Annotated in this window: 21 protein-coding genes and 1 tRNA gene; 15 read left to right on the top strand and 7 right to left on the bottom strand. The window is 61.1% G+C overall.

Annotated features, from left to right (window positions below):
• Positions 1-188 precede the first annotated feature (188 nt).
• Positions 189-1,268, bottom strand: a complete 1,080-nt coding sequence (gene dinB, locus IEW17_RS03635; protein WP_188560655.1) for a DNA polymerase IV — start codon at positions 1,266-1,268, stop codon at positions 189-191.
• A 206-nt stretch (positions 1,269-1,474) separates the two neighbouring features.
• Here dinB and IEW17_RS03630 point away from each other — a divergent pair.
• Positions 1,475-1,550, top strand: a tRNA-Asp gene (locus tag IEW17_RS03630).
• Between the two features lie 92 nt (positions 1,551-1,642).
• On the opposite strand, the gene IEW17_RS03625 is transcribed toward IEW17_RS03630, so the two are convergent.
• Both IEW17_RS03625 and IEW17_RS03620 read right to left on the bottom strand, forming a co-directional pair.
• A complete protein-coding gene (locus IEW17_RS03625) occupies positions 1,643-2,680 on the bottom strand; it encodes a LacI family DNA-binding transcriptional regulator (protein ID WP_188560654.1) in 1,038 nt (345 codons plus the stop codon).
• A 323-nt stretch (positions 2,681-3,003) separates the two neighbouring features.
• Complete coding sequence (locus IEW17_RS03620) at positions 3,004-3,660, bottom strand: sce7726 family protein (RefSeq protein ID WP_188560653.1); 657 nt, start codon at positions 3,658-3,660, stop codon at positions 3,004-3,006.
• Positions 3,661-3,890: 230 nt separating this feature from the next.
• On the opposite strand from IEW17_RS03620, the gene IEW17_RS03615 reads away from it, so the two are divergent.
• The 11 genes from IEW17_RS03615 (at position 3,891) to IEW17_RS03565 (ending at position 14,915) form a co-directional block, all read left to right on the top strand.
• Complete coding sequence (locus IEW17_RS03615; protein WP_188560652.1) at positions 3,891-5,414, top strand: OmpA family protein; 1,524 nt, start codon at positions 3,891-3,893, stop codon at positions 5,412-5,414.
• A gap of 260 nt (positions 5,415-5,674) precedes the next feature.
• The gene (locus IEW17_RS03610; protein WP_188560651.1) at positions 5,675-6,751 is read left to right on the top strand and encodes a CDP-glycerol glycerophosphotransferase family protein; all 1,077 of its coding nucleotides are present in this window, start codon (positions 5,675-5,677) and stop codon (positions 6,749-6,751) included.
• A 109-nt stretch (positions 6,752-6,860) separates the two neighbouring features.
• Positions 6,861-7,688 (top strand): cytidylyltransferase domain-containing protein, encoded by an 828-nt coding sequence (locus IEW17_RS03605; RefSeq protein ID WP_188560650.1) that lies wholly within the window; start codon positions 6,861-6,863, stop codon positions 7,686-7,688.
• The gene (locus IEW17_RS03600; protein ID WP_188560649.1) at positions 7,685-8,542 is read left to right on the top strand and encodes a transketolase; all 858 of its coding nucleotides are present in this window, start codon (positions 7,685-7,687) and stop codon (positions 8,540-8,542) included. The genes IEW17_RS03605 and IEW17_RS03600 overlap by 4 nt, the downstream gene beginning before the upstream one ends.
• Positions 8,543-8,703: 161 nt before the next feature.
• Entirely contained in the window at positions 8,704-9,657 is a 954-nt protein-coding gene (locus IEW17_RS03595; protein WP_188560648.1) for a transketolase family protein, read from the top strand.
• Positions 9,658-9,659: 2 nt separating this feature from the next.
• On the top strand, positions 9,660-10,100 hold the full coding sequence (locus tag IEW17_RS03590) for a hypothetical protein (RefSeq protein WP_188560647.1): 441 nt from the start codon (positions 9,660-9,662) through the stop codon (positions 10,098-10,100).
• A 34-nt stretch (positions 10,101-10,134) separates the two neighbouring features.
• Positions 10,135-11,469, top strand: a complete 1,335-nt coding sequence (locus tag IEW17_RS03585) for an aminotransferase class III-fold pyridoxal phosphate-dependent enzyme (RefSeq protein WP_188560646.1) — start codon at positions 10,135-10,137, stop codon at positions 11,467-11,469.
• Between the two features lie 144 nt (positions 11,470-11,613).
• On the top strand, positions 11,614-12,420 hold the full coding sequence (locus IEW17_RS03580; RefSeq protein WP_188560645.1) for an SDR family oxidoreductase: 807 nt from the start codon (positions 11,614-11,616) through the stop codon (positions 12,418-12,420).
• Positions 12,421-12,488: 68 nt separating this feature from the next.
• Positions 12,489-13,379, top strand: a complete 891-nt coding sequence (locus IEW17_RS03575) for an N-acetylneuraminate synthase family protein (protein ID WP_188560644.1) — start codon at positions 12,489-12,491, stop codon at positions 13,377-13,379.
• Positions 13,380-13,548: 169 nt separating this feature from the next.
• Positions 13,549-14,547: a sterol desaturase family protein gene (locus IEW17_RS03570; RefSeq protein WP_188560643.1), complete on the top strand. Its 999-nt coding sequence runs from the start codon at positions 13,549-13,551 to the stop codon at positions 14,545-14,547.
• Entirely contained in the window at positions 14,544-14,915 is a 372-nt protein-coding gene (locus IEW17_RS03565) for a DMT family transporter (RefSeq protein WP_229748787.1), read from the top strand. Before IEW17_RS03570 ends, IEW17_RS03565 begins: the two co-directional genes overlap by 4 nt.
• A gap of 13 nt (positions 14,916-14,928) precedes the next feature.
• Here the strand turns inward: IEW17_RS03565 and IEW17_RS03560 are convergent, their stop codons facing one another.
• The 3 genes from IEW17_RS03560 to IEW17_RS03550 form a co-directional block, all read right to left on the bottom strand.
• Entirely contained in the window at positions 14,929-17,151 is a 2,223-nt protein-coding gene (locus IEW17_RS03560) for a tetratricopeptide repeat protein (protein ID WP_188560641.1), read from the bottom strand.
• 81 nt (positions 17,152-17,232) lie between these two features.
• Positions 17,233-17,667, bottom strand: coding sequence for a VOC family protein (locus IEW17_RS03555; protein ID WP_188560640.1), 435 nt, complete (start codon positions 17,665-17,667; stop codon positions 17,233-17,235).
• An 821-nt stretch (positions 17,668-18,488) separates the two neighbouring features.
• Positions 18,489-18,644: a hypothetical protein gene (locus IEW17_RS03550; RefSeq protein ID WP_188560639.1), complete on the bottom strand. Its 156-nt coding sequence runs from the start codon at positions 18,642-18,644 to the stop codon at positions 18,489-18,491.
• A 274-nt stretch (positions 18,645-18,918) separates the two neighbouring features.
• On the opposite strand from IEW17_RS03550, the gene IEW17_RS03545 reads away from it, so the two are divergent.
• Positions 18,919-22,383 (top strand): class I SAM-dependent DNA methyltransferase, encoded by a 3,465-nt coding sequence (locus IEW17_RS03545; RefSeq protein WP_188560638.1) that lies wholly within the window; start codon positions 18,919-18,921, stop codon positions 22,381-22,383.
• 389 nt (positions 22,384-22,772) lie between these two features.
• On the opposite strand, the gene IEW17_RS03540 is transcribed toward IEW17_RS03545, so the two are convergent.
• Positions 22,773-23,201 carry a hypothetical protein gene (locus IEW17_RS03540; protein WP_188560637.1) on the bottom strand — a complete coding sequence of 143 codons (429 nt, stop codon included), beginning with the start codon at positions 23,199-23,201 and terminating at the stop codon, positions 22,773-22,775.
• A 233-nt stretch (positions 23,202-23,434) separates the two neighbouring features.
• Between IEW17_RS03540 and IEW17_RS03535 the strand changes: the two genes are divergently transcribed.
• Positions 23,435-24,109 (top strand): HAD family hydrolase, encoded by a 675-nt coding sequence (locus tag IEW17_RS03535; RefSeq protein ID WP_188560636.1) that lies wholly within the window; start codon positions 23,435-23,437, stop codon positions 24,107-24,109.
• Entirely contained in the window at positions 24,072-25,364 is a 1,293-nt protein-coding gene (locus IEW17_RS03530) for a site-2 protease family protein (RefSeq protein ID WP_308420594.1), read from the top strand. The genes IEW17_RS03535 and IEW17_RS03530 overlap by 38 nt, the downstream gene beginning before the upstream one ends.
• Positions 25,365-25,395: the final 31 nt, after the last annotated feature.

Below are 25,395 nucleotides of genomic sequence, written 5' to 3'. Positions count from 1 at the left end.
CGGATGAAGGCTAATTGAAACGTGAGAAAAGACCTTTTGGCCAGCATACAACCCTATCTACGGGCCGGGCGGTAAAGTTGCTGCTGTATTAACCAGAATCGCACCAGTAATTGCTCCCAAGGTCGAAAAAGAATCCGCGGGGTTGCGAAATGGTTGCACCGCGCGGCCCTCTCTAACCGCACCAGCATTCACAAGCTGAGCGTGAGCTGCCGCCCCGCCGCCAGCCCGGTCGTGCTCAGGTTGGAGAGCGTGACGCCCAGCAGCCGCACGCCCTTGGGCAGCGGAAACAGGCCCTCCACCAGCTCCCGGCAAATGCGCTCCAGCACCGGCGCGCTACCCACGGGCCCGGCGCTGCTACGGCTCCGGGTTATCTGCTGAAAATCGGAGAATTTCACCTTCAGCGTCACGGTGCGGGCCAGTATGCCGGTGCGCTGGCAGTACTCCCACACATCCTCAATGGCGGGGCGCAGGCCGTCGAGCAAGTCGGTGAACTCGGTTAAGTCCTGGGCGAAGGTGGTTTCCGAGCCCACTGATTTGCGCTGGCGGTCGGCCACCACGGGGCGCAGGTCCTCGGCCCGGGCAATGGCGTGGTAGTAGCGCCCCGCCTTGCCAAACTGCTGCTGCAAAAACGCCACGGGTTGCAGCCGCAAATCGGCCCCGGTGAAGATGCCCAGCTGGTTCATCCGCGCCGCCGTGACTGGCCCCACCCCGTGAAACTGCCCCACCGCCAGCCCGGCCACAAAATCCAGCCCCTGCTCCGGCCGCACCACAAACTGCCCGTTGGGCTTGCGGTAGTCGGAGGCCAGCTTGGCCAGAAATTTATTGTAGGAAATACCCGCCGAGGCCGTCAGGCCAGTTTCGGCAAGGATTTTAGCCCTGATTTCCCGGGCAATCTGGGTGGCCGAGGTCAGCTGCTGCAAATTATGGGTGACGTCGAGGTAGGCCTCGTCGAGGGCTACGGGCTCAATCAGGGCCGTGTATTCAGCAAAAATAGCCCGAATCTGCCGCGATATTTCCTTGTAGACGGCAAAGCGCGGCGGCACAAACACCAGCTCCGGGCACTTGCGCAGCGCCGTAGTCGAGGGCATGGCCGAGCGCACGCCAAACTGCCGGGCCTCGTAGCTGGCCGCCGCCACCACGCCCCGCTCCTTAGCTCCGCCCACCGCCACCGGCCGGCCGCGCAGCTCGGGCTGGTCGCGCTGCTCCACAGAGGCGTAAAACGCATCCATGTCCAGATGGATGATTTTACGGACGAGACTATCACTCACTATCTTATCTGTTTATTACGACAAAGATAAATCCGGCATCGCGCCGGGCATAATCATTGCCTACAGCTCACTACGGGAGTTATTAGTTAATCAAGGCCTCCGCTTGAGCAGTCTTTACTACGTGTAAAGCAAATGTTAATACGAAAATAATCTTATTAAATATTTGCTTGTTCATAAATCGTGGTGTAGGTTTGTTTCAATCACCTTGTGGGGTGGCGGAACTGGCAGACGCGCTAGCCTATCTCGCTAGTACAATTAGAGGTTCGAGTCCTCTCTCTACAGCAACGGTCCCGGTCGCATTCGCGGCCGGGACTTTTTGCGTTTTAGCGCAACGGTGCTGGCGCGCGTCGGTGACGCGCGCCAGCACCGTGCCATTACGGGCGGCGCATCGACGATTCCCGAATTATCAGCTTGGGTTTCAGCACCACGTTGCGGGGCTGGGCGAGGCGGTTGGGGTTGGGGTCCAGCATTTTCTGGAGCAGGCGCACGGCCGAAATACCCATGGTTTCGCAGCCCTGGTCCACGGAAGTGAGCATGGGCTCGGTGAGGGTGGTGAAGGCCTCGTTGCTGAAACCGGCCACGGCCACATCGTGCGGCACGCGCAGACCGTGGGCTTTGAGAACCTGCATGGCCCCAGCCGCGGCCAGGTCGTTGGAGGCAAAGACGGCATCGGGCGGGGCGGGCAGCTTCAGCATCTCGGTGATGGCCTGAGCCCCGCCGTACTGATTCATTTCGCACTGCGCCACGTAATCCTCGTTGATTTCCAGGCCGTGGGCCGTGAGGGCGTCGCGGTAGCCCTGGTGGCGGTTGCGGTGAATGTTGAGGTGGCGCAGGCCGGTGAGGTGGGCAATGCGGGTGCAGCCCTGCTCAATGAGGTGCGAGACCAGCTGGTAGGCCCCGAGGTAGTCATCGAGAATCACGGCGCTCACGTTGCTGCCCCGGAAGTCCTCCATTACGCGGTCGAAAAACACCAGCGGCACGTTTTGCTGGCGGGCCAGCTCGAAGTGGCTGAAATCGATGGTGGTGTTAGCCAATGACACCAAAATACCTTCCACCTGCGAGTTCATCAGCAGGTTGATATTCTTCTTCTCCTGCTCCGCGTTTTCGTTCGACTGAAATATCATCACGCTGAATCCCAATTTACTGGCTTCCATGGCAATACCATCGAGTACCTTGGGGAAGAAATGGCCGGTGATGTGCGGCACCAGCACGCCCAGCGTGTAGCTGCGGCCCCGGCGCAGGGCGGCGGCCAATTGGTTGGGCTGGTAGTGCAGCTCGTCGGCCAGCTGGCGCACCCGCGCCTTGGTGGCCTCGCTCACGTCCTTGTGGCCGGCCAGCGCGCGCGATACCGTGGAGGGCGAGAGCTGTAGCGCCTTGGCTACATCAGAAAGGGAGGCCCGACGGTTTTGCATCTGGTAAGTTATTATAGGTAAGCAGGTAGGGCAGCGGCCGGTCTCACAACACCCGTTCGGTAGCTAAACCTGGCCTGCCATAGGGGGCGCACTGCGCCAGCACCCTGCCCGGCCAAGATACGAGCAGGGCCCTAATTTCATTGCAACGGCGCAGCCGAGAATAGCCGACTCGACGGCAGTCGCGTCCTGGAGCATATTATCTGTTTGTTACTACCGCCTGCCACCACGCGGTAGTCCCCGGTTTCACCTGCCGTTATGCCTCCCTCCTGTCCCTTTTGGCACCGGAACCAGCCCACTGAATATGACGACGGAGTTTCCGCTTGCTAAGCGACAACGCGGACTTTTTTCTGGACGGCGGGCTTTTTCTTTTTCGCTTTGGGCTTGGGCTTCCCTTTGGGTTTGCGGCGCGGCGGCAGGCGCTCGCGCTCCGCTTTACGCTCGGCCCGTAGCAGCAGGCGCTCGGGCAGGCGGGCAATAAGGCGCTCGCGCACGTACTGCGCCAAGCCGGAAAGCGGCACCAGCTGCGTGGTGCGCAGGAAATGACTGATTTCGCGGCTCCGCAGCGTGCTCACACCCGTCAGGCCCCGCGCCAGCAGGTACTGCTTCACTTCGTCCAGCAGCAGCAGCCGGGACAGGGGCGCACGCTCCACGGTGGCGTTGTAGCCGGCGGCCCGGTGGGTACTCAACCCACTTTCCGACGCTATGAGAATGCCTACCCATTCGGGCAGCAGCGGCAGCAGTTTGGGCAGGTGTTTTTCGGTCACGATAAAGGTCACGAAGTCATACACCTCGCCGTAGCAGCGCAGCTGGTTGGCCACGCGTTGCAGGGTGTCGCCGTCGCCCTTCACCTCGTAGCCGTGCATGAAGTGCTCGGTGATGTGCACCACATCGGCGCGGGTGGTGCCGGTGGGCAGCTCATCGATGCGTACACCGCCCGTGAGCAGTGGGTAGAGCAAAGCGCGGATGGCTGGGTCATTCATAGCAACCCCAAAAATAAGGACATAACGGGCAAACATAGTTGCTAAATACTAATTTTAAATATTTTATTTATATATTTAATTTCATTAATAAATATGTTACGGCTGTTTGGGGCCTGATTTATTATCTGCAGTTGCGGACGCTGGGCTGAGGCCGATGGCATAGTCTCCATTTTGGTTTGGTTTTCCACTGAAAGCCAGCATATGAATAAATCATCTTTTCACTTATCGCTATGAAAAGTCAGTTAGTCGAATCCGTAGATTTCCGTTTTACCGGCGATGTTGTTGCCCAGCTTAGCACCTTGGTGGATGAAACTGAGCCCGGCGTAGAAAAGGCCCTGAGCATGGCCGTGCCCCTGGTCCTGAATGGCCTGGCCGCACGAGTGGGCCAGGACCTTACCGCCCAGGGCCTGCTCGATATAGTGCGCGAAGCCGAACAAGCAAATGTATTAAAGCAGCTGTCCGACAGCAACCTAACCGGAGTCAACGCCCCCGACTGGAACACCAACCTGCTGCTCGACCTGCTAGGCACCAGCTACCGCAGCACCGTGAATCAGATTGCCGTGCAAGCCGCCATTCGGCCCAAGGCCAGCAGCACCCTGCTGCAGGTAGCCACTACGGCTGTGGTGGGCGTGCTCGGTAAATTTGCGGCCGAAAACGACTTTACGGCGACCGACTTCGTGTACTGGCTACGGGTCCAGAAGGGCAGTATTGGAGCGGCCATGCTGCCGCAGCCCGGGGCCAGCGCGAGCCGGGCAACCAACCCTGAAGGCTACCTGGGCCAGTACCCTGGTGCTGCCACGCAGCTGACCACGCTACCCGCCGTGGCATCCTGGGCCGACCCAGATTATGTGTCTTCTGGGCCGGGCAGGCTGCTGGGGCTGCGCTGGCAATGGGGGGCCATGTTGCTGGCAGCCATGTGCCTGGGGTATTTTTTTGGCCGCGGCCTGCTCGGCGGCAGCTCCCGGCCGGCATCATCCAGGCCCCTGGTTATGAGTAGCCCCGCCCGAACCACCAGCCTGGAGGCCAGCCTACTAGCGCCTGATGCCGCCCCAACCCCGGAACGCCTGGCTTTCGAGCCCACGCCCGTTGCGGCTGCGCCCGCGCCCCCTGCTACGCCCGCAACCGGCCCCAGCGCCGAACCCACGAAAGCGGTGCGGGCAGCCAGGGCAGCGGCAGCCCCGGCCACTCCGGCAGCCCTCCGGCCGGCTCGCATGTGGCCAGCAGCCAGCGGGGAGTCGGCGGGCCGCTACGACCAGGACCGGGATACGTACATCTACGATACCGGCCAGCCGATTATCCTGACCCTGGCCGATGGCACGACTCAAAAAGTGGGGGCCAACTCCACTGAAAACCGCTTGTACACCTTTCTGGCCTCGCCCACGGTGCAAGTCGATTCGGTGAACCGGACCAAGGGCTGGATTAATTTCGACCGCATCAACTTCGAAACCGGCAAGGCAATGCTCACGCCCGAGTCGGCGCTGCAGCTAGGCAACATTGCCAGCATTCTCAACACGTTTCCCCGGACCATAGTCAAGATTGGCGGCTACACCGATAGCACCGGCGAAGCGCTGGTCAACTACCAGCTCAGCGAGGACCGGGCCCGCGCGGCCATGCTCACCCTGGCCGGCATGGGCGTGAGCGCCGACCGGCTGCAAGCCAAGGGCTACGGCCCCAAGTACTTCGTGCGGCCCAACACCACGCCCACCGGCCGCGCCCTGAACCGGCGCGTCAGCATTCGGGTGGTACACAAGTAGCTGGCCCGAATTCAAGCAGCGTTGGCAGGTAACGCCCACGGCTGGGCAAAGTGATAAGAATGGTATCAGTTCCTTCATCTTACCGCGCCAAAGACGTAATAACGGTTTCGTTATTTTTATTCTTTGTGCTGTACCTTGGCCGAGAGCCTTATTCTTCTTCCTGCTCTTGAATGCGCGGCAAAAACCAGCCGCGCCCTGCGTAGTTTGCGATGAAACAAGGCGGCAAATCCGTGGCCCGGTTTCTTCATCGTTTCCCCTGCATGTCCCGAAAAAAGGTTCTGTTTCTCGTCGGTTCCCCCAATCAGACCACGCAGATGCACCAGATTGCACAGCTGCTGGAAGACGAATTTGAGCCCTATTTTAGCCAGCTGTACTACGACGGCTGGCAACGCCCCTTCTACCGGTTTCTGCTTTGGACGGGTGGACTGGACAGAACCATTGTCACCGGCAAAATCAAAGCCAAGGCCGACAAATACCTGGCTGAGCACGGCCTGAACAACGATTTTGAAGCCCGCGTATTCGGCAACACCTACGACCTCATCGTGTGCTGCTCCGACGTGATTGTGCCCTGGCCACTGGTGCGCACCACCAAGACCGTGTTTGTGCAGGAGGGCATGACCGACCCGCTCAACTGGTGGTCGCGCCTCGTGCGCCAGCTCAACTGGATGCCCATTCTGGCCATCGGCACGGCCCTCAATGGCCTGGCCAACTGCTGCGACATTTACTGCGTGGCCTCGGAAGGCTACAGGGAGCATTTCAACTACGTGGGGGTTGACCGCGATAAGCTCATCGTGACGGGTATTCCCAATTTCGACCACATTGAGCGGGTGCGTCACAACGATTTTCCGCACCGCGATTACGTGCTGGTGGCCACCTCCGACCTGCGCGAAACCTTCACGCCCGAAAACCGGCCCAAATTCATCCGCGAGTGCGCCCGCATCGCGGCGGGCCGGCCCCTTGTTTTCAAGCTGCACCCCAACGAAGAATTACCGCGCGCCGAGAACGAAATCAAGCAGCACGCCCCACCCGGCACCCTTGTTTTCACGGATGGCAATACCGACCACCTGATTGCCAACAGCGCCGAGCTCATCACCCAATACTCAACGGTGGTGTACGTGGGCCTGGCCCTGGGCAAGCCCGTGCACTCTTATTTCGATGTGGAGGACCTGAAGCGCAAGTTGCCCTGGCAGAACAGCGGCACGTCGTCGCGACGCATTGCGGCCATTTGCCGGGCCTTCAGCCGGTTTGAGGGCAGCGGGCCGGCATTTCTGCGGCAGTACGAGGCCGAGGCGTTTGCGCCGGCCGAAACCACCGCTGCATCACTGAAGATGCATTAGCAATTTCGTAATAATAAGCTACTTTCTATCAAGTAATTATCATTTCGCGGCAGCATTGCCTGGCAAATTTTAGCGTATTTCCCGCTGCTTTCCGACTACTCACCTGCTTATGCCTGTCCCGAATATTCTCACCGTTGTGCAAGCCCGCATGGGGTCGTCGCGCCTGCCGGGCAAGGTGCTGCTGCCGCTGGCCGGCCAGCCGCTGCTGGTGCGCATGGTGGAGCGGGTGCAGCGGTCCCGGTTGGCCGGCACCGTGGTAGTAGCCACCACCACCGAGGCCGCCGATGATGCCGTGGCCGCCTGCTGCGCTGCTCACGGGTTAGCATGCTTCCGGGGCGATGCGCTGGATTTGCTCGACCGCCACTACCAGGCCGCCCGCCAGTACCGGGCCGACGTGGTGCTGAAAATACCCTCCGATTGCCCGCTCATCGACCCGGCCGTGATTGACCAGGTGCTGGGCGTGTACCTGGAAAATCCCGACCAATACGATTTCGTGAGCAACCTGCACCCCGCCACTTTTCCCGATGGCAACGATGTGGAAATCATGCGCTTCAAAGCATTGGAAACTGCCTGGCACGAGGCCCGGCGGCCGTTGGAACGCGAGCACACCACGCCTTATTTCTGGGAAAACCCCGACCGGTTCCGGCTGGCCAACGTAGGCTGGGCCACGGGCCAGGATTTTTCGATGAGCCACCGCTGGACGATTGACTACCCGGAAGACTACGAATTCATCAAGGCCGTTTACGAGGCGCTGCATCCGTCTAAACCCGCTTTTGGACTTGATGACATCCTCAGCTTACTCGAAAAACGCCCCGATATTACCCAGCTCAATGCCCACTTAGCGGGCGTGAACTGGTACCGCAACCACCTCGACGAGCTCAAAACCGTGGACTCGTCGCAAACCAAACAGCTTAGCTCCTCTCCCACTTCCCCATGACCGACCAAAAACGCCACGAGCTGGCAGCCCTGGCCCTGCGCGTGCGCGAGCACATCGTGCGCCTGAGCACCGACGGCGGCTGCTTCACCGGCGCTTCCCTGAGTTGCGCCGACCTGCTGGTGTACCTCTACGCCGACTGCCTGAACGTGCGCCCCGACAACCTCACGGACCCCACCCGCGACTACCTGTTCTTGAGCAAAGGCCACGACGTGCCGGCGCTGTACGGCACGTTCGTCGAGTTGGGCTTTCTCGACAAGGACCGCCTGGCCCAGCACCTGAGCACCGACGACCACATTTACTGGCATCCTAACCGGCACGTGCCCGGCGTGGAGTTCCACTCGGGCTCGCTCGGCCACTTGCCCAGCGTGGCCCTGGGCGTGGCCCTGGACTGCCGCATGCGCAGCCAGGACAACAAGGTCATCGTCATCACCGGCGACGGCGAACTGAACGAGGGCACGGTGTGGGAAAGCCTGCTGGTGGCCAGCGCGCACAAGGTCAACAATCTCACGCTGGTCGTCGACCGCAACCATTTCCAGGCCAACGTGGCTACCGAGGACCTGATTCCGCTGGAGCCGCTGGCGCCTAAGTTCGAAGCCTTCGGTTGCGAGGTGCGCCGGATTGACGGTCACGATTTCGCGCAACTCGAAGAAGCTTTTTCGGCCCTACCTTTCTCGGATACCAAGCCGTCGGTCATCATCTGCGACACGGTGCGCGGGCGCGGCCTGCCCAGCATCGAGGCGCGGGCCGACCGCTGGTTCTGCAACTTCTCGGCCGATGAGGTAGCGGAATTGCTGCGCGAGCTGCACAGCCAGGAAGCCACCACGCTCACCAGCGAAACGCTGACGGTACGGTAGCTAAACATCAAAAAGAACGTCATGCTCATCTGGCGTCCGCGCAGCCGAAGCATCTCGCTCGCTTCGTTGTGGTAGCATTGATTACTTCCGAGGTAGAGATGCTTCGGCTGCGCGGACGCCAGATGAGCATGACGTCCATTGAACTGAGAAAACTAAAACGTATGACCTACGAAGAACTTATCAAGGAAACTGCCCTGGCCGATGAGCGCCTGGTGGTGATGACGGCCGAAAACCGGGCCCTCATTCGCAATCTGCCCGCCGTGCTCGGCCCGCGCTTCATCGATACCGGCATCACGGAGCAAACCCTTATTGGCGCGGCGGCCGGCCTGGCCCTGCGCGGGCGCATTCCGGTGGTGCACGCACTGGCCACCTTCCTCACGCTGCGGGCGTTCGAATTCATCCGCACCGACGTGGGCATCGGCCAGCTGCCGGTGAAGCTGAGCGGCTTCGTGCCCGGCTTTCTCTCCGACGGCAACGGCCCCACCCACCAGGCCATCGAGGACGTGAGCCTGATGCGCGGCATCCCCGGCATGACCGTTTTCGCCCCTGCCGACGAGGCCGACATGCTCGCCATGCTGCCCGCCATCTGGGCCTCGCCCGCCCCGGCTTACGTGCGTATCAACACCCGCCCCGCCACCTACGAGCACGCCCCATTTGAGATGGGCAAGGCCGAAATAGTGGCCGCAGGCACCGACGTCACCATCCTCACCTACGGCATGCTTTTCGAGCAGACGCTGGTGGCCCGCGAGCTACTGCAGGCTCAGGGAAAATCGGTGGGCCTCGTCAACCTGCGCAGCCTCAAGCCCATCGACGAAGCGGCCTTGCTCGATGTGGTGCGGCGCGGCTCCCTTATCGTCACGGTGGAAGACCATTTCATCACCGGCGGCTTGTATTCCATTCTGGCTGAAGTGCTGCTGCGCAACCAGCTCACGGCCCGCGTGCTGCCGCTGGCGCTGGAGGAGCGGTGGTACCGCCCCGGCCGCCTGAGCGCGGTGCTGGAGTACGAGGGCTTCACTGGCCAGCACATTGCCCGGCGCATCGCGGCGGCACTGGGTGAGTCGGGGGCCGCCATTGCCGCCGGTCCGACGGTGCTGGAAAACCAGTTTGCTGAGTAGGGATGCGCTTTTATGCTTCATCCGAGAGAACATTATTGGGATTCACCAGCAAAGTGCTGCTGATATGGGCTGTTGAAACCGTCTTTGGTGCCGTTGCTTTCGCAACTTGGGGCTATTTCTCAGAATACAATTCGACTTCCTTGTTTAAAATACTGTGGGAAGGACTTCTTATTTACGCTTCGATTAAAGCAGTATTTCATCTCCTTCCCTATTGGATTGGGCATCGTTTTTTACCAATTCCCATTAACGAGTCGGTCTCTCACTTTGTAGTCGTTCAAACGGGTCTTTTCGTTCTAGCTTCGGCCTTTGCAGCCAAGCTATTCGCCTGGAACCTGTTTTTTCATGATTTGTACCTGGGCATTGCATCAATAATTTCTTCTGTGTCTGCGGCTTACTTGCTGGGCTATTGGACGAGAAGACGTGCACTTCGCCTCAAAATGTAAACGCCACCCTGACTTCGTCAATCTCAAATCAGCCATGCCCAACACCGTTTCTTCCAACGAAAACTACCCCGACATCACCAAGTCGGACGAGCTCTACGCCCGCGCTCAGAAAATCATGACGCCCGTGACCCAGACCTTGGCCAAAGGCCCCGGTCAGTACACCAAAGGCGTGAGCCCAAAGTACGTGAAGCGCGCTGCCGGCTCCCACATCTGGGACGTGGACGGCAACGAGTACATCGACTTTCAGATGGGTATCGGGCCGATTTCGCTCGGTTACGCTTATCCGCGGGTCGATGACGCCATTCGAGCGCAGCTGCAGGACGGCATCACGTTCTCGATGATGCACGAGCTGGAAGTGGAGTTGTCGGAACTGATTCATGAGATTATTCCCAACGCCGAAAGCATCCGCATCAGCAAGACCGGTGCGGACGTGTGCTCGGCGGCGGTGCGGGTGTCCCGCGCCTTCACGGGGCGCGATAAGGTGCTGTGCTGCGGCTACCACGGCTGGCACGATTGGTACATCGGCACCACCAGCCGTGACAAGGGCATCCCGGCAGAAATCAAGGGACTGACAACGGCTTTTGAATACAACAACCTCGATTCGCTACGCGCCCTGCTCGATGAGGACGTGGCCTGCGTGATTCTGGAGCCGTTTATTTTCGACGCGCCCAAGGATAATTTCCTGCACGAAGTGGCCCGGCTGTGCAAGGAGAACGGCACGCTGCTGATTTTCGATGAGATGTGGACCGGCTTCCGCATCGCGGTGGGCGGCGCGCAGGAATACTTCGGCATCACGCCCGATTTGGCGGTGTATTCCAAGGCTTTCGCCAACGGCATGCCCATTGCCCTGCTCACCGGCCGGCGCGACGTGATGGAGCTGTTCGAGCAGGACGTTTTCTTCTTCACCACGTTTGGGGGCGAGGCCCTGAGCATGGCCGCCGCCATGGCCACCATCGCCGAAATGCGCGAGCAGAACGTGCCTGCCCGCCTTGCCGAACAGGGCAAAAAGCTGAAGGACGGTTACAACGAAATCGCCGCTGAGCTGGGCCTGAGCCAGCACACCAAATGCTACGGCTACGACTGCCGCACGATAGTAACCTTCGATGCTTCGGCCGGCAACCCGATGGAAATAAAGGCCTTCATGCAGCAGGAGCTGTTCAAGCGCGGCATCATGTGGGGCGGTTTCCACAACATGTGCTTCTCGCACACCGATGCCGACGTGGCCCACACTCTGGCCACCTACCGCGAGGTACTGCCGCTGCTCAAAGCCGCCATCGAGGCTGGTGACGTAACGGGCCGCCTACTTGGCGAGCCGGTGGAAGCCGTGTTCCGCAAAGTGACGAACGCCGCGCCGGTGAAAGCGAAGTAAAAAGAACGTCATGCCGAGCATGTGGCGCATCAAGCCAGGGACCGAGGCATCTCGCTCGCCTCGTTGAACGGCCCGGACGGCCCGAGCGAGATGCCTCGGCTGCGCTCGGCATGACCGACTGACAAATTACTAAACAGCTTCAACTTGGACCTTTTCGACCTCACCAATAAAACGGCCATCGTCACCGGTGCTTGCGGGCTCATTGGCCGGCAGCATTGCGAAGCTTTGGCAAAAGCCGGGGCCAACGTGATAGTGGCCGACCTCAATGCCGAAGCCTGCGCGGCTGTGGTAGCCGGGCTGCCCGGCGGTCCGCACCTAGCACTGATTGTGAACGTGACCAACCCGGAGTCATTAGCGGCGGCACGCGACCAGATTCTGGCCCGTTTCGGCCACATTGATGTGCTGGTGAATAATGCCGCCATCAACGACATGTTTGAGAACCCGGCCCTGGCGGCCGACCTGAGCAAGTTTGAAAACTTCCCGCTGGCCACCTTTCAGCAGGTGCTGGAAGTGAACGTGACGGGCGTATTTCTGGCGGCGCAGGTGTTCGGCACGCCCATGGCGCAACAGGGCCACGGCTCCATCATCAACGTGGCCAGTACCTACGGCATGGTGGGCCCCGACCAGAGCATTTACCGCAACGAAGCCGGCGAGCAAACCTTCTACAAATCCCCTTCCTATCCCATGACCAAGGGCGCGGTGGTGAATTTCACGCGCTACCTGGCTGCTTATTGGGGCCAGGCGGGCGTGCGCGTAAACACGCTCTCGCCGGGCGGCGTAGAGAACAGCCAGGACGCTTTTTTTGTGAAACAGTACAGCGCCAAAACGCCCTTGGGCCGCATGGCTACCGCCACCGATTACCAAGGGGCCGTGGTGTTCCTGGCCTCCGACGCCTCCGCTTACATGACCGGGGCCAATTTGGTGGTGGACGGCGGCTGGACCGCCATCTAATTCTTACTCCGCAACTTACCGATTGATTCGGTCACCTCACTCTTTCCCAAACCGTAACTACTTGCTTTATGAACGCAGTTGAAATCCGGAAAAACCGATTCATTGGCGCGGGTCATCCGGCCTACATCATTGCCGAAATCGGCATTAACCACAACGGCTCCCTCGATTTGGCTAAGCAACTCATTTCGGAGGCCGCCAAGGCGGGCTGCGATGCCGTGAAGTTTCAGAAGCGCACGCCCGAGCTGTGCGTGCCCAAAGACCAGTGGGAAAAGCAGCGCGATACCCCCTGGGGCCGCATGAGCTACATCGATTACAAACGCAAAACCGAGTTTGGGCAGACCGAATACACGGCCATCGACGACTACTGCCGCGCCTTGGGCATCGACTGGTTTGCCTCGTGCTGGGACGAGCCCTCGGTTGATTTCATGGAGCAATTCTCGCCCGTACTCTACAAAATGGCCTCCGCCTCCCTCACCGACCGGCCCTTGCTAAACCGTGTGCGCGCCACCGGCCGGCCGCTGATGCTGAGCACCGGCATGAGCACGCTGGACGAAATTACGCAGGCCGTGAAATGGGTGGGGCTCGATAAGCTAATGGTGGCCCATTCCACCTCCTCCTACCCCTGCCCACCGCAGGAGCTGAACCTGCGCATGGTACCCGCCCTGCAAGCCATGTTCCCAGCAACACCCATCGGCTACTCGGGCCACGAAACCGGCCTGACGACCACCGTAGCCGCCGTGGCATTGGGTGCCAACTTCGTGGAGCGCCACTTCACCCTGGACCGCGCCATGTGGGGCTCCGACCACGCCGCCAGCGTAGAGCCCGGTGGCATGGGCAAGCTCGTGCGCGACATCCGCGACGTGGAGACCGGCCTGGGCGACGGTATCAAGGTTGTGTATGAAAGCGAGCGGGAGCCCCGCGCCCGCCTGCGCCGCGAGCTCACGCCGAACAACGAGTAAAGGGTTTGGGTTGAAACCGCGTATTATTTCCACTTCCGTTTGTCATCCTGAGCATTCTGCGACTAAAGCAGAGACGAAGGACCTTATCACATTAGAACAAGCCGTTTGGACGTGATAAGGTCCTTCGCTGCACTCAGGATGACAGACATCAGTTTCACCTTTACACGCCATGCAACAGGTTGAAATCATCACTACGGCGATTCTGCTGAGCTGGGTGGCCGTGGTTATCACGCTGGAGCGGTACTTCCCGTACCGCAAGGGGCTGCCGTTTTTTCGGGAAGGCTTCTGGACGGACCTGGTGCTCTACACCTTGGTTCAGAGCTATGCCCTGAAAATCATCATCTTCGATTTCATTATTCTGCCGCTCGACCAGCATTACGGCTTTTCAAAGCTGCATTTTGTGACCGGCTGGCCGGTGTGGGTGCAGGTGCTATTTTTCGTGATTACCCATGACTTTTACATCTACTGGTTTCATCGGTTTCAACACAGCAGCCCGCTGTTTTGGCGCACCCACGAGGCGCACCACTCCGGCAAGCAGGTAGACTGGCTGGCGGGCTCACGCTCCCACGCGCTGGAAATCATCATCAACCAAACCATTGAGTTTGCGCCCATTATCCTGCTGGGGGCCGACCCCATGGTGGTGCCCATCAAGGCCTGCATTGATGCCGTGTGGGGCATCTGGATTCATTGCAACATCAACGTCAAATCGGGGCGGCTGCAGTACTTCATCAACGGTCCCGAAATGCACCTCTGGCACCACGCCGACCACGAGGAGGTGTTTTACGCCAACTTTTCGACCAAATTCGCTTTTTGGGATTGGCTATTCGGCACGGCTTACCTGCCCGACCACAAGCCCCAGAAGTGGGGCTTGCCCTATGCTTTCCCGAAGGACTATTTCAGCCAGCACGTATTCTCCGTGGCCCGGTTCGATGAAGCGGCGTTGGCCCAACGCTCAGGCTGGTTCCGAGCCTACCATGGCCTGCGCGGGCGCCTGCTCACGCGCCTGACCAACCGCGTGCCGGCCCTGCGCCCGCTACAAGGCTGGCCCGTGCCCGAAACCCACACCAGCACGGTGCCCGCGCAGCGGCCGGGCGGTAATTTCACCGTTGCGCCGGCCCCGCCGGCTGCCCCCGCGCACCTCACCCCTACTGCCGCCCTGCCCCGTTGATTAATCCCTGGTTTGCCTTATTTCTGGCCTCTTTTATGGAGGTCTGCTGGACGTATAGCCTCAAAGCGCTCAACATGCAGCGTATCCGCGAGGTAGACTGGGCGCATACTATTTCGCAGCCGGTGCTACTGCTGCCGCTGGTGCCGCTGGTAGCCTACGTGGCTTTTGGGCTGGCGAATGTGATGTTCCTGTCGCTGGCCATGCGCGAGCTGCCTACCGCCACCGCCTATGCCGCCTGGATGGCGCTGGCCGTGGTCGGCATCAAGCTCGTCGATGTGCTCTACCTCAAGCAGCCATTTTCCTGGCTGAGCGTGTTTTACACCAGCCTGATTATTGCGGGAGTGCTGGGGCTGCGGCGGCTGCCTTAGGGCATGGCCGCCGTTAGCCATCCGTGGCTAGCTCGCCATCGTCGTAGCTTTCAACCAGCAACGGCCGCGTTATGGGCAGCCTGACGGTGAATTCAGTAAATTCTGATTCTTTGGATTGCACGGTGAGCTGACCGCCGTAGCCTTTGGTCACGGTGTCGTAGCTGAGCGAAAGGCCCAGGCCGGTACCGTCGCCGGGCGGCTTGGTGGTGAAGAACGGGTCAAACACCTTTTCCAGCACGGCCGGGGCAATGCCCGTACCGTTGTCGCGCACGTGCAGCTCCACATTCGGGCCGCGGCGGCGGGTGCTCACGCTCAGCGTGGGCTGGTAGGCCGCGCCCAGCAGCGTGGCTTTTTGGTGCATCGCATAATAGGCGTTGGTGAACAAGTTGAGCAGCACCCGGCCCACCTCCTGGGGCTCCAGATGCAGCAGGCCCAGGTTGTGGTCCAGCTCGAAGCTGTGGGCCACGGTAAAGTCGCGGTACTTGGCCTGCAGGCTGTGGTAAGCCAAGCGCAGGTAGTCGCGCATCAGGGCATTGAGGTCGACGGGCTGGCGCTCGCCGGTGTGCACGTGCGAGTGTTCCAGCATGCCCTTCACAATGGCGCTGGCGCGGGAGCCGTGCTGGTGAATCTTGCTGACATTCTGGCCCAGGTCATCGAGCAGGCTGGCCTCAAATTCTGGGTCGCGGTTGGGCTGGCCGTGCTCCTGCTTCAGCTCGGCCAGCAGCTCCAGGCTCACTTCCGAAAAGTTGTTGACGAAATTGAGCGGGTTCTGAATCTCGTGGGCCACCCCGGCCATCAGGGCGGCCAGGGCCACCATTTTCTCGCTCTGCACCAGCTGGCCTTGCGTCGATTTCAGCTCCGTGAGGGTACGGTCCAGGTTGTCGCGCTGCTCAACAATCAGGTCACTTTTCAGCTTCAGTACACGGTTGGCGCGGTGCTTGAGGTAAATGTTGCGCGCCAGCAGCGCGGCCAGCAGCAGCACGCCCAGCAGCCCCGCCAGCAGGCCGCGCATCTCCTGCCGCTGCCGGTAGGCGTTCTGGGCGGCCAGCTGCCGGCCTTGCGTGAGCAGGGCAATCTGGTCCTGCTTTTTTTCCAGCTCGAAACCGTAGCGCAGTGCGCTGGTGCGGCGCTGGATATCCTCGCCCGAGAGCGAATCCTGGTAGGCGGCCCACAGCCGCTGGTACTCGTAGGCCTGGGCAAACTGCCCGCGCCGGGCGTAGGCCTGGGCCAGAATATCGCTCCCGTTGCGCAGGTTTTCGTTGTTGTGCAAGGCCTGGCTCAGCCGGAAGCCGCGTTGGGCCAGCTCAATGGCACTGTCGAGCTGCTGGGTATTGAGGTAGGCCCGAGCCAAGGCCAGCTCGGCGGGCGGCAGGTTATAGGCGTCGTGGTTGGCGCGGGCGGAGGTCCGCGCCTGCAAGCCGTAGGCCAGCGCCTGGGCGTGGTTGTTTTGCTGCCCGTACAGGTCCGAAAGGTTGATTTCGTCGATGGTGGCACTTTGCAGGTCGCCCAGCTTGCGGTTCAGCTGCACCGAGCGCAGAAAATAGGTCTGAGCCTGACTCCAGTTCTTGAGCTTCTGGTGCGTGTTGCCCAGCAGGTTGAGGGCAGAGGCCACCATGTGCTTGTCGTCCAGCGCCTCCGCATTTTTGAGGGTGGCCCGCAGCGCGGGCAGGGCATCCGTGTAGTTGCCGAGCTGCAAGTACACGATGCCCAGGGCCACTTGCAGGCGGACTTGGGTCACCTTATCGCCCGCCTGCCCGGCGTACTGCAGGCCTTGCATAGCCGCCCGCAAGGCCCCGGTCAGGTTGCTCTGCTCCGATTCAATAAAGCTCAGCTGCAGGTACGTCACTCCCATGCCCGCGCGGTCGCCGCGCCGGGCATACAGCTCCTGGGCCTGCTTGGTATAGCGCCGGGCCTGCCGGTAGCTGGCCTGGCGCCGGTAGAGGGTGGCCAGGCGCATAAGAATACTGCCTTCGCTTTTCTCCTCGTGCAGGCGGCGGCACAGTTTCAGGGCGGCCTCCTGCGCCACAATGGCTTTTGGCAAATCCTTGAGCAATAACTCCGCACTCAGCGCCTGCAGCCGGCGCATGCGGAGCGTATCAGCCCGCGGCTGGGTACTTAGCAGCGCCCGCAGGCTATCGGCGGTGCGCGACTGGGCCTGCGCCCGCAGGCCGGAGCCGGACAGCAGCAGCAGCAGCAGCGTTCCAACCGTTACGCACAGGGTAAGCCAGCATTTCATAAGCAGAAAGACGCGCCGAAACGTGACCGGAACGGGCCGGCCTTCTGTGCGCCAGTAAGAATTGTGAACGCGCAGCTCAGCCTAACGGGCCGGGCCATCGGGGCGGCGCTTCAACGCCTTCAGTATCGGTAACAGGGCAATGCCAGCGACCAGGGCAGCTAGCGGGGCGAGGTAGCGACCCAGTGGCTGACGCATAAATGGATAGGGCGGGTTGATAATCAGGCCAAACAGATTACCGCCCGGGTCCTGCATGAGGCAGCATAACGTTTTAGGCTGGTCGGGCCGATGGTGTATGCCTACTACGGTCTTGCAGCCCTCGCCTTCCAAGGCCTCGCAGGCCGCCTGGATGGCGTCTTCGGAATTGACCGTCACCTGCCAGTAGATGACCGTGCAGTTGCTGTAAGCGGCGGCTTCCACAAAGCGCAGTTCCTGCATATCGCCCAGCCTCATCGAAACGGGCGGCGTAGTCGAATTGGGGGCCTCGACGCCCACAATTAAGTCCGAATAGAGTCCCACCGAGTTGGCAACTCCGTTTTTACTTATGAACCGAAGCTCAATGCTGGCAGCACGGGTAACCAATGCAGCAATTATTTTCGGAACCTGCTCTTGATTTTTCATGCCTGGGAATTTTGAGTATGCTGACGTTTGCTGACGGTATCTACGGCCCGCTGAAGCAGCGTAGTTGCGACTGTAATTCAATATAATCTAACATAAAAGTGCAAATTTTTTATCAATAAACAATAATAAAAAGTATAAATATTTGCTTATTATGAATTATACTTCATTTTAATGAAGAAGCTGTTCAGGAATTCAGAGAACGGAGTGACCGTCATACCGACTGACAAATCACTAAGAAGCTGTTTGAGTTAATAAAACGGTCATACTGAGCTTGTCGAAGCATCTCCACCGCTTCGTTGCACCGGCTCAAACGAAGCGGTAGAGATGCTTCGACTGCGCGGACGCCAGATGAGCATGACCGTTTCACAATGATTTTAGCTAACTCAAACAGCTTTGAATTGAATTGGGCAGCACGGTATGGAAGCACGCCCCTTGGCGTCTCCCCAACGTGCCGCCCAACCCTTGCGCCACGCCGAAATACGAGCCAAGGGCCGGCGCAACTCGCTGACATTTTCAACGCTTCAACTCACTCAGCCGGCTTTTCGGTCCCTATGCTTTGCAGGCAGCGAACTGTGTCGTTACTTTTCTGTTTCGTGCTTGCACCGGTACTTTCCTTCACCTATCTTGCCCGTGTGAAAACCAGCTGCTGGCGAAGCTGAGAAAACACCAGAGACATCAAAAAGCTCCGGCTGCTCAGGCAGCCGGAGCTTTCCTGTTTATCAGCGCCACGCTGGCTCGGGGGCTGCCCGCAAGGCATGGCAGAGCCAGCGTACCAGCACCTGGCCCTGACGCTGGGTAATGTGCTGGTAAGCGCTCATCGGGTCGGCGGGCCGAAGATGACCGGGGATTTCTTTTGAGGTATCAAGCTTCTGCATTGTGTCCGGCTAAGAAGCTGTTTGAGTTAGCTAAAATCATTCTGAAACGGTCATGCTCATCTGGCTTCCGCTTGTCGAGGCATCTCTACCGCTTCGCTTAAGCCGGGGCAACGAAGCGGTAGAGATGCTTCGACAAGCGGACGCCAGATGAGCATGACCGTTTTATTAACTCAAACAGCTTCTTAGCCAGACCGCCGCAGGAATGCGCCCTACCGATTTCAATTACCTTCGGCCCACCGTATCTACCGACAGCTCGCGGCTCCATTTTTCCTTTGTGACGTACTCCGAATTTGAAGCCCGCTGGCAACCGTCCGGCGGGGCCGAACGCGCCAACTACGGCCTGTTTCTCACCGACCTCTGCGACCTGCTGGGCGTGCCCCGCCCCGACGCCACTACCGACAGCCCCGCCCAGGACGCCTACGTGCTGGAACGCGCCGTGACCTTCGACGACGGGGCCACCAAAAAGAGCACCGGCCGCATCGACCTCTACAAGCGCGGCTGCTTCGTGCTCGAAACCAAGCAGGGCACCGACTCGCCCGACACGGCCGCCCGCACCGAGCTGGCCCAGCTGGGCCTGCCCTCCGAAAAACGCCGCAAGGGCCACGCCCAACGCAACACCCCCAAGTGGCGGCTCATGATGGAAGCCGCCCGCCAGCAGGCCTTGGGCTACGTGCGCGCCCTGCCCGCCACCGAGCCCCGGCCCCTGTTTGTGGTGGTAGCCGACGTGGGCTACTGCCTCGACCTGTACAGCAACTTTGCCGGGGTGGGCGATTCCTTCGTGCCCTTTCCCGACTCGCAACGGTTCCGGCTGCCGCTGGCCGCGCTGGCCAGTGAGGACACCCGCGCCCAGCTCCGGCAGCTCTTCCTCGACCCGCGCGCGCTGGACCCCAGCCGCCGCGCCGCCCAGGTAACCCGCCAGCTGGCCGCCCAATTGGCCGCCCTCTCGGCGCAGCTGGAGCAGGCCGGGCACGCGTCGGAAGTGGTGGCCGCGTTCCTGATGCGCTGCCTGTTCACCATGTTTTCGGAAGACGTGCAGCTCATTCCCAAGGAGTCCTTCACCGGCCTGCTGAAACAGTATGATACCAACGCGCTACGCCCGCACCTGTCCGACGCGCTAACGAGCCTGTGGGCCACCATGGACACCGGGGGCTTTGCGCCCACGCTAGCCGCCCGGCTGCCCCGCTTCAACGGCCAGCTCTTTCACGGGGCCACGGCCCTGGCCCTGTCGGCGGCGCAGCTCACGCTGCTGCGCGCCGCCGCCGCCGCCGACTGGACCACCGTGGAGCCCGCCATTTTCGGCACCCTGCTCGAACGCGCCCTCAACCCCCGCGAGCGGCACCGGCTGGGCGCCCACTACACCCCGCGCCGCTACGTGGAGCGCCTGGTGCTGCCCACCGTGCTCGAACCCCTGCGCCGCGAGTGGGCCGCCGCCCAGGCCGCCAGCGCCCAGCGCCAAACCGAGGGCAAGGACAAAGACGCCCGCGCCGAGCTGCTGAAGTTCCTCGCCCGCCTCACGTCGGTCAAAATCCTGGACCCCGCCTGCGGGTCGGGCAACTTCCTGTACGTGACGCTGGAGCACCTCAAGCGGCTGGAGGGCGAAGTGCTGGCCGCCATCAACAGCTTCGGGCAAACGGGCCTGCTCGATTTGGCCGGCACCACCACCGTGGGCCCGCGCCAGCTGCTGGGCCTGGAACTCAACCCCCGCGCGGCCGCCATCGCCGACGTGGTGCTGCGCATCGGCTACCTGCAGTGGCACATCCGCACCCACGGCCTCACCCAGATGCCGGAGCCGCTGCTCACCGACGACCACAACATCCGGCAGCAGGACGCGGCCCTGCACCACGGCCAGCCCGTGACCCGCCTCGATGCCCACGGCCAGCCCGTGACCCGCTGGGACGGCGCCACCCGCCCGCACCCCGTCACGGGCCTGCCCGTGCCCGACGAAACCGCCCGCGCCGTGGTGCTCGACTACCCCAACCCCCGCCCCGCCGAGTGGCCCCAGGCTGATTTTATCGTGGGGAATCCGCCGTTTATCGGGGCCAGCCGCCTCCGCGACGTGCTGGGTGACGGGTACGCCGAGGCGCTCCGCAAAGCCTACAAAGGGCAAGTGCCCGAATCGGCTGATTTCGTGATGTACTGGTGGCACCACGCCGCCCAGGCCACGCAAGCCGGCGCTACGGAACGGTTCGGCTTCATCACCACCAACAGCCTGAAACAGACGTTTAACCGGCGCGTCATGCAGCCGTTTCTGGAAGGCGACACGCCCCCGCTCGCCCTCACCTTTGCCATCCCCGACCATCCGTGGGTAGACAGTGGCGATGGGGCCGCCGTGCGGATTGCCATAACCGTAGCCGAGCCGACCAGCACAGTAGCAGTACCCGGCCGGCTGTTGTTGGTGCAATCGGAAAACGTACCTGAAGGTGACGAAGCAGCTGATGTAACTTTCAAGGAGCAACAGGGGCGTATTCAGCCTGATTTGAGTATCGGAGCTGATTTGGATAGTGCCCGACCACTGAAGGCGAACGCAGGCCTTAGTAGCCCAGGTGTAAAATTGCACGGAGCTGGCTTCATTGTAGAGCCAGAAAAAGCCAAGCAGTTAGGACTAGGAGATATACCGGGCCTAGAAACCTATATTCGCTCCTATCGCAACGGCAAAGACCTAACAGACCGGCCCCGTGGGTCAATGGTGATTGATTTGTTTGGATTGGGTTCTGCTGACGTTCTAGCTAAATTTCCAGCTGTTTATCAACACGTAATGGAGACGGTAAAGCCTGAGCGCGACCAAAATAACCGCGCAACTTATAGGGATAACTGGTGGATTTTTGGCGAAGCAAGGGGAAGTTTTCGCCCAGCATTACAAGGGCTACCTAGATACATTGCAACTGTAGAAACAGCTAAGTTTCGCACTTTTCAATTTTTGGATGCTGACATACTTCCTGACAACAGGCTGATTGCTTTCTCATTGAGTAATGCTTATTTCTTAGGGGTGCTTTCTAGCCACACTCATACTTGTTGGGCTTCTGCAACAGGTGCTAGAATGGGAGTAGGCAACGACTTAATTTATTCAAAAACCCGCTGTTTCGACCCGTTCCCCTTCCCCGATGCCACGCCCGCCCAGCAGGCCCGTATCCGCGAGCTGGCCGAAACCATTGACGCGCACCGCAAACGCCAGCAGGCCCAGCACCCCGGCCTCACCCTCACCACCCTCTACAACGTGGTAGAGCAGCTCCGCGCCGGCCAGCCCCTCACGGCCAAGGAGCAGGCCACCAACCAGCTGGGCCTGGCCTCCGTGCTGCTCTCGCTGCACCAGGACCTCGACGCCGCCGTGGCCGATGCCTACGGCTGGCCCCTCGCCCTGCCCGATGCCGAGCTACTGGCCCGCCTGGTGGCCCTCAACCACGCCCGCGCCGCCGAGGAGCTGGCCGGCACCGTGCGCTACCTGCGCCCCGCCTACCAGGCCCCCGGCCAGCAGCAAGCCGCCCTGCGCCTGCCCACCACCGGCCCCGCCGCCGTAGCCGCCGCCGATGCCACCGCCGCCCAGCCCTGGCCCACCGAGCTGGCCCACCAAATGCAAGCCGTGCGGGCCGTGGTAGCGCAAGCCGCCGCCCCCGTCACGGCCGCGCAGGTGGCGGCCCGGTTCCGCCGCACCCGCGCCGCGCAGGTGCAGCCGCTGCTGGCCACCCTCGCGGCCCTGTCCCTGCTGCGCCACCTGGAGCCGGAAGATGCCTACGCGGCGTAGCGGCGAGGCTGAATCAGGGGACACCTCCGGCAGCACGTTGTCATACCGGGCGCAGCCGAGGCATGACGCCCAAAGCGAATCACAACCCAACCACCATAAAAAAGCCCCTCACGCTACCGTGAGAGGCTTTTTCGTGGGCCCACTTGGAATCGAACCAAGGACCTGCTGATTCACTTTCCTCCGGTTTCCCGGAGTAGTTGGACTATCTCATCACCGTATTCGCCGAGGCGAACGTAGGTGGGGGGCGTTGGTGGAAGCGTATTGCATGGTCTGCTCACTTCCTAGTCTCTGCACCTTCCGGGTACTTTTATGACCGTTCCCCGACTTGGCTCAGGATTGCCATCGTGGCACGATTGCCACGAACAGGTTTCCCTGAATTAACCCCCTGCTCATCCCGTGGTTTCCCGCCGGGAGGCACCGCTAAGTATTCGCTGAATAGTATGAAGCGCCAATTCCGGATGATGTTCTTCGGCGTGACAATTGGAGCAGAGTAGCTCGCATTTGCCTGCTTCGGCCATAATTGCTTCCCAGCTCCGATTGGAAAGTACCCGCATGTCGAGCTTCATGCTTTTCATGGTCGGGTCGGAATGATGGAAATGCAACGCAGCTACGTTGGCATCGTAGCCGCAATTCCGGCAACCACCCCCAAACAGCTCGATTAGTTGGAGCTTGCGCTTCAACGACCGGAGTGTTTGCGAATGGTAGGTGTTTGTTTGGGTTTTCACCCGATGGTAATGGTCCTTCTGCTTGCATGCATTGCTGCAATACTTCTGCTTCTGACCAGCTATCGGTTGTTCACAAACAACGCACTGCTTCATAAATTCAAAGAACGCCTACTTGATGAGTCAGCTGCTCTAACCGATTGAGCTATAGGCCCGTTGCCGAAGGCAGTGCTTAACTGTTTAACCGTTAAACGCTTGCCATTGCTGGCCCTTCGACGGTACAAATGTACGACCTTCGTCAGATAGTTACGGGTTGCTGCTTTCTTATTTTTTCACACGCCCGCAGAAGCATCCGCAATCCAGAACCAACCCCGAGCAAAACCCACCTCATGCTTCCTCATTTGCTATTTGATTTCGGCGGCGTCATCATCGACATCGATTACGACGCCACCCCCACCGCCATCCGCCGGCTGAGCCGGGTCGTACCCGGTAGGGCCGGCAGTACCATTGCCTTCAGTCAGGCCCAGCAGGCCGAACTGTTTGATAAGTTTGAAACCGGCCACCTCTCCCCCGCCGAATTCCGAACCGGCCTGCGCGAAGCCTACGACCTCGACGCCACCGACGCCGAGCTGGATGCCGCCTGGCACGCCATGCTGCTCGACGTGCCCGCCGAGCGCCTCGCCCTCATCGGCGAGCTGCGCCGGCAGGGCCACCAAACGGCGCTGCTCAGCAACACCAATGCGCTGCACATTGCCGAAATCAACCAGCGGCTGGCCACCAAGTACGGCTTCAAAAACGGCATTGCCGACGTACTCGACCGCGTCTTCTACTCCCAGGAGGTGGGCTTGCGCAAGCCGGGCGAGGAAATCTTCCGCCACGCGCTGGCCGAAATGAACTGGCAGGCCGCCGACGTGTTATTTATCGAAGACAGTCCGCAGCACGTGGCCACCGCCCGCCGCCTGGGCTTGCGGGTGCTGCACCTAGCCCCGCCCCTCACCCTCCTCACCGCCCTGCCCGAAGCTCTCCGTGCCTTTCCCCGAGAATACGCCCCCGCCACCGTCTGAACCAGAATTTGCGGGTTTTCCGGCCGATGTGGCCGCTCCCCCGGCCGACGGCCGCCCCCTAACCCGCACCCGCTGGGCCCGCCACTTATTCCGCCGCTTCGAGCGGTTTGCCGGGTACGAGCCCGCGCCTTCGCCCAGGCGCACGGCGGCGCTGCACGGCGGCCTGTTTCTGCTTACGCTCGTGACCACCACGCTGGCGGGCATCCAGCTCACCCAGGCCCAGGAAGAACCGCTCAACTGGCTCCCGTGGCGGGTGTTTTTGCTGCGCGGGCCGGCACTGTGGGCCGAGCTGGAGCGGGGGCTGTGGTTTGCGGTGCCGTTTCTGGGGGTGCTCACGGTGCATGAGTTTGGGCACTACTTCACGGCGCGCTATAACCGGGTACGCACGTCGCTGCCCTACTTCATTCCCTTTCCGATGGGGTTGGGTACGTTCGGGGCCATTATTCGCATTCGGGAGCGGATTTTTTCGCGGCGCGAGTTCTTCGACATCGGACTAGCCGGGCCACTGGCGGGCTTTGTGGTGGCGATAGCGGTGCTGGTGTACGGCTTCACGCACCTGCCGCCGCTGGACTACCTGTTTGCCATTCACCCCGATTACGCGCAGTACGGGGCCGATTATGCCCGCCACGTGTACCCGCCGGGCACCTCGGGCGGCTACACGCTGGCCCGGCCGCTCATCTACCGCTGGCTCGAAACCGCCCTGGCCGACCCCGCCCGGCTGCCGCACGTCAACGAGCTGCTGCACTACCCCGTGCTGCTGGCCGGCGCGCTCAGCCTGTTCTTCACGGCCCTCAACCTACTACCCCTGGGCCAGCTCGACGGCGGCCACATTCTCTACGGCTTGCTGGGGCCGGGGCGCTTCAACCGGCTGGTGCTGGTGCTATTCGTGGCCTTCATTTTTTATGCCGGCCTGGGGATATTCTCCCCGCGCAACGACTGGCAAACCTGGGCTTACGGGGCGCCCGTCTACGCCGGCTACCTGGCCCTGATATTCTGGCGGGTGCTGCCCCGGCCGCGCCAGGGACTGCTGCTGGCGGCGGGCATCTGGGGGGCGCAGGTGGCGTGCGCGGCAGTCTGGCCGGCGGCTACCGGCAACCCGGGCTGGCTGGTGTTTGGCCTGCTGCTGGGGCGGCTCACGGGCATCTACCATCCGCCCGCGCCCGATGAGCGGCCGCTTAGCCGCGGCCGGCACCTTCTGGGTTGGGTTATGGTGGCTATTTTTGTGGTGTGCTTTACGCCAAGTCCATTTAAGTAGCGCAAACTTTCGCTTGCCATTCGGCTGGTTA

The sequence above is a fragment of the Hymenobacter frigidus genome (assembly GCF_014640435.1).
GTDB classification, from domain to species: Bacteria; Bacteroidota; Bacteroidia; order Cytophagales; family Hymenobacteraceae; genus Hymenobacter; species Hymenobacter frigidus.
This window is presented reverse-complemented; position numbering and strand designations above follow the sequence as displayed.

Bases quoted from the DNA above. Each gene is read 5' to 3' on its own strand.
- IEW17_RS03615 (WP_188560652.1), top strand. From the start codon at position 3,891: ATGAAAAGTCAGTTAGTCGAATCCGTAGATTTCCGTTTTACCGGCGAT.
- IEW17_RS03605 (WP_188560650.1), top strand. From the start codon at position 6,861: ATGCCTGTCCCGAATATTCTCACCGTTGTGCAAGCCCGCATGGGGTCG.
- IEW17_RS03540 (WP_188560637.1), bottom strand. From the start codon at position 23,201: ATGAAGCAGTGCGTTGTTTGTGAACAACCGATAGCTGGTCAGAAGCAG.
- IEW17_RS03570 (WP_188560643.1), top strand. From the start codon at position 13,549: ATGCAACAGGTTGAAATCATCACTACGGCGATTCTGCTGAGCTGGGTG.
- IEW17_RS03575 (WP_188560644.1), top strand. From the start codon at position 12,489: ATGAACGCAGTTGAAATCCGGAAAAACCGATTCATTGGCGCGGGTCAT.
- IEW17_RS03550 (WP_188560639.1), bottom strand. From the start codon at position 18,644: ATGCAGAAGCTTGATACCTCAAAAGAAATCCCCGGTCATCTTCGGCCC.
- IEW17_RS03610 (WP_188560651.1), top strand. From the start codon at position 5,675: ATGTCCCGAAAAAAGGTTCTGTTTCTCGTCGGTTCCCCCAATCAGACC.
- IEW17_RS03590 (WP_188560647.1), top strand. From the start codon at position 9,660: ATGCGCTTTTATGCTTCATCCGAGAGAACATTATTGGGATTCACCAGC.
- IEW17_RS03535 (WP_188560636.1), top strand. From the start codon at position 23,435: ATGCTTCCTCATTTGCTATTTGATTTCGGCGGCGTCATCATCGACATC.
- IEW17_RS03595 (WP_188560648.1), top strand. From the start codon at position 8,704: ATGACCTACGAAGAACTTATCAAGGAAACTGCCCTGGCCGATGAGCGC.
- IEW17_RS03585 (WP_188560646.1), top strand. From the start codon at position 10,135: ATGCCCAACACCGTTTCTTCCAACGAAAACTACCCCGACATCACCAAG.
- IEW17_RS03560 (WP_188560641.1), bottom strand. From the start codon at position 17,151: ATGAAATGCTGGCTTACCCTGTGCGTAACGGTTGGAACGCTGCTGCTG.
- IEW17_RS03625 (WP_188560654.1), bottom strand. From the start codon at position 2,680: ATGCAAAACCGTCGGGCCTCCCTTTCTGATGTAGCCAAGGCGCTACAG.
- IEW17_RS03600 (WP_188560649.1), top strand. From the start codon at position 7,685: ATGACCGACCAAAAACGCCACGAGCTGGCAGCCCTGGCCCTGCGCGTG.
- IEW17_RS03620 (WP_188560653.1), bottom strand. From the start codon at position 3,660: ATGAATGACCCAGCCATCCGCGCTTTGCTCTACCCACTGCTCACGGGC.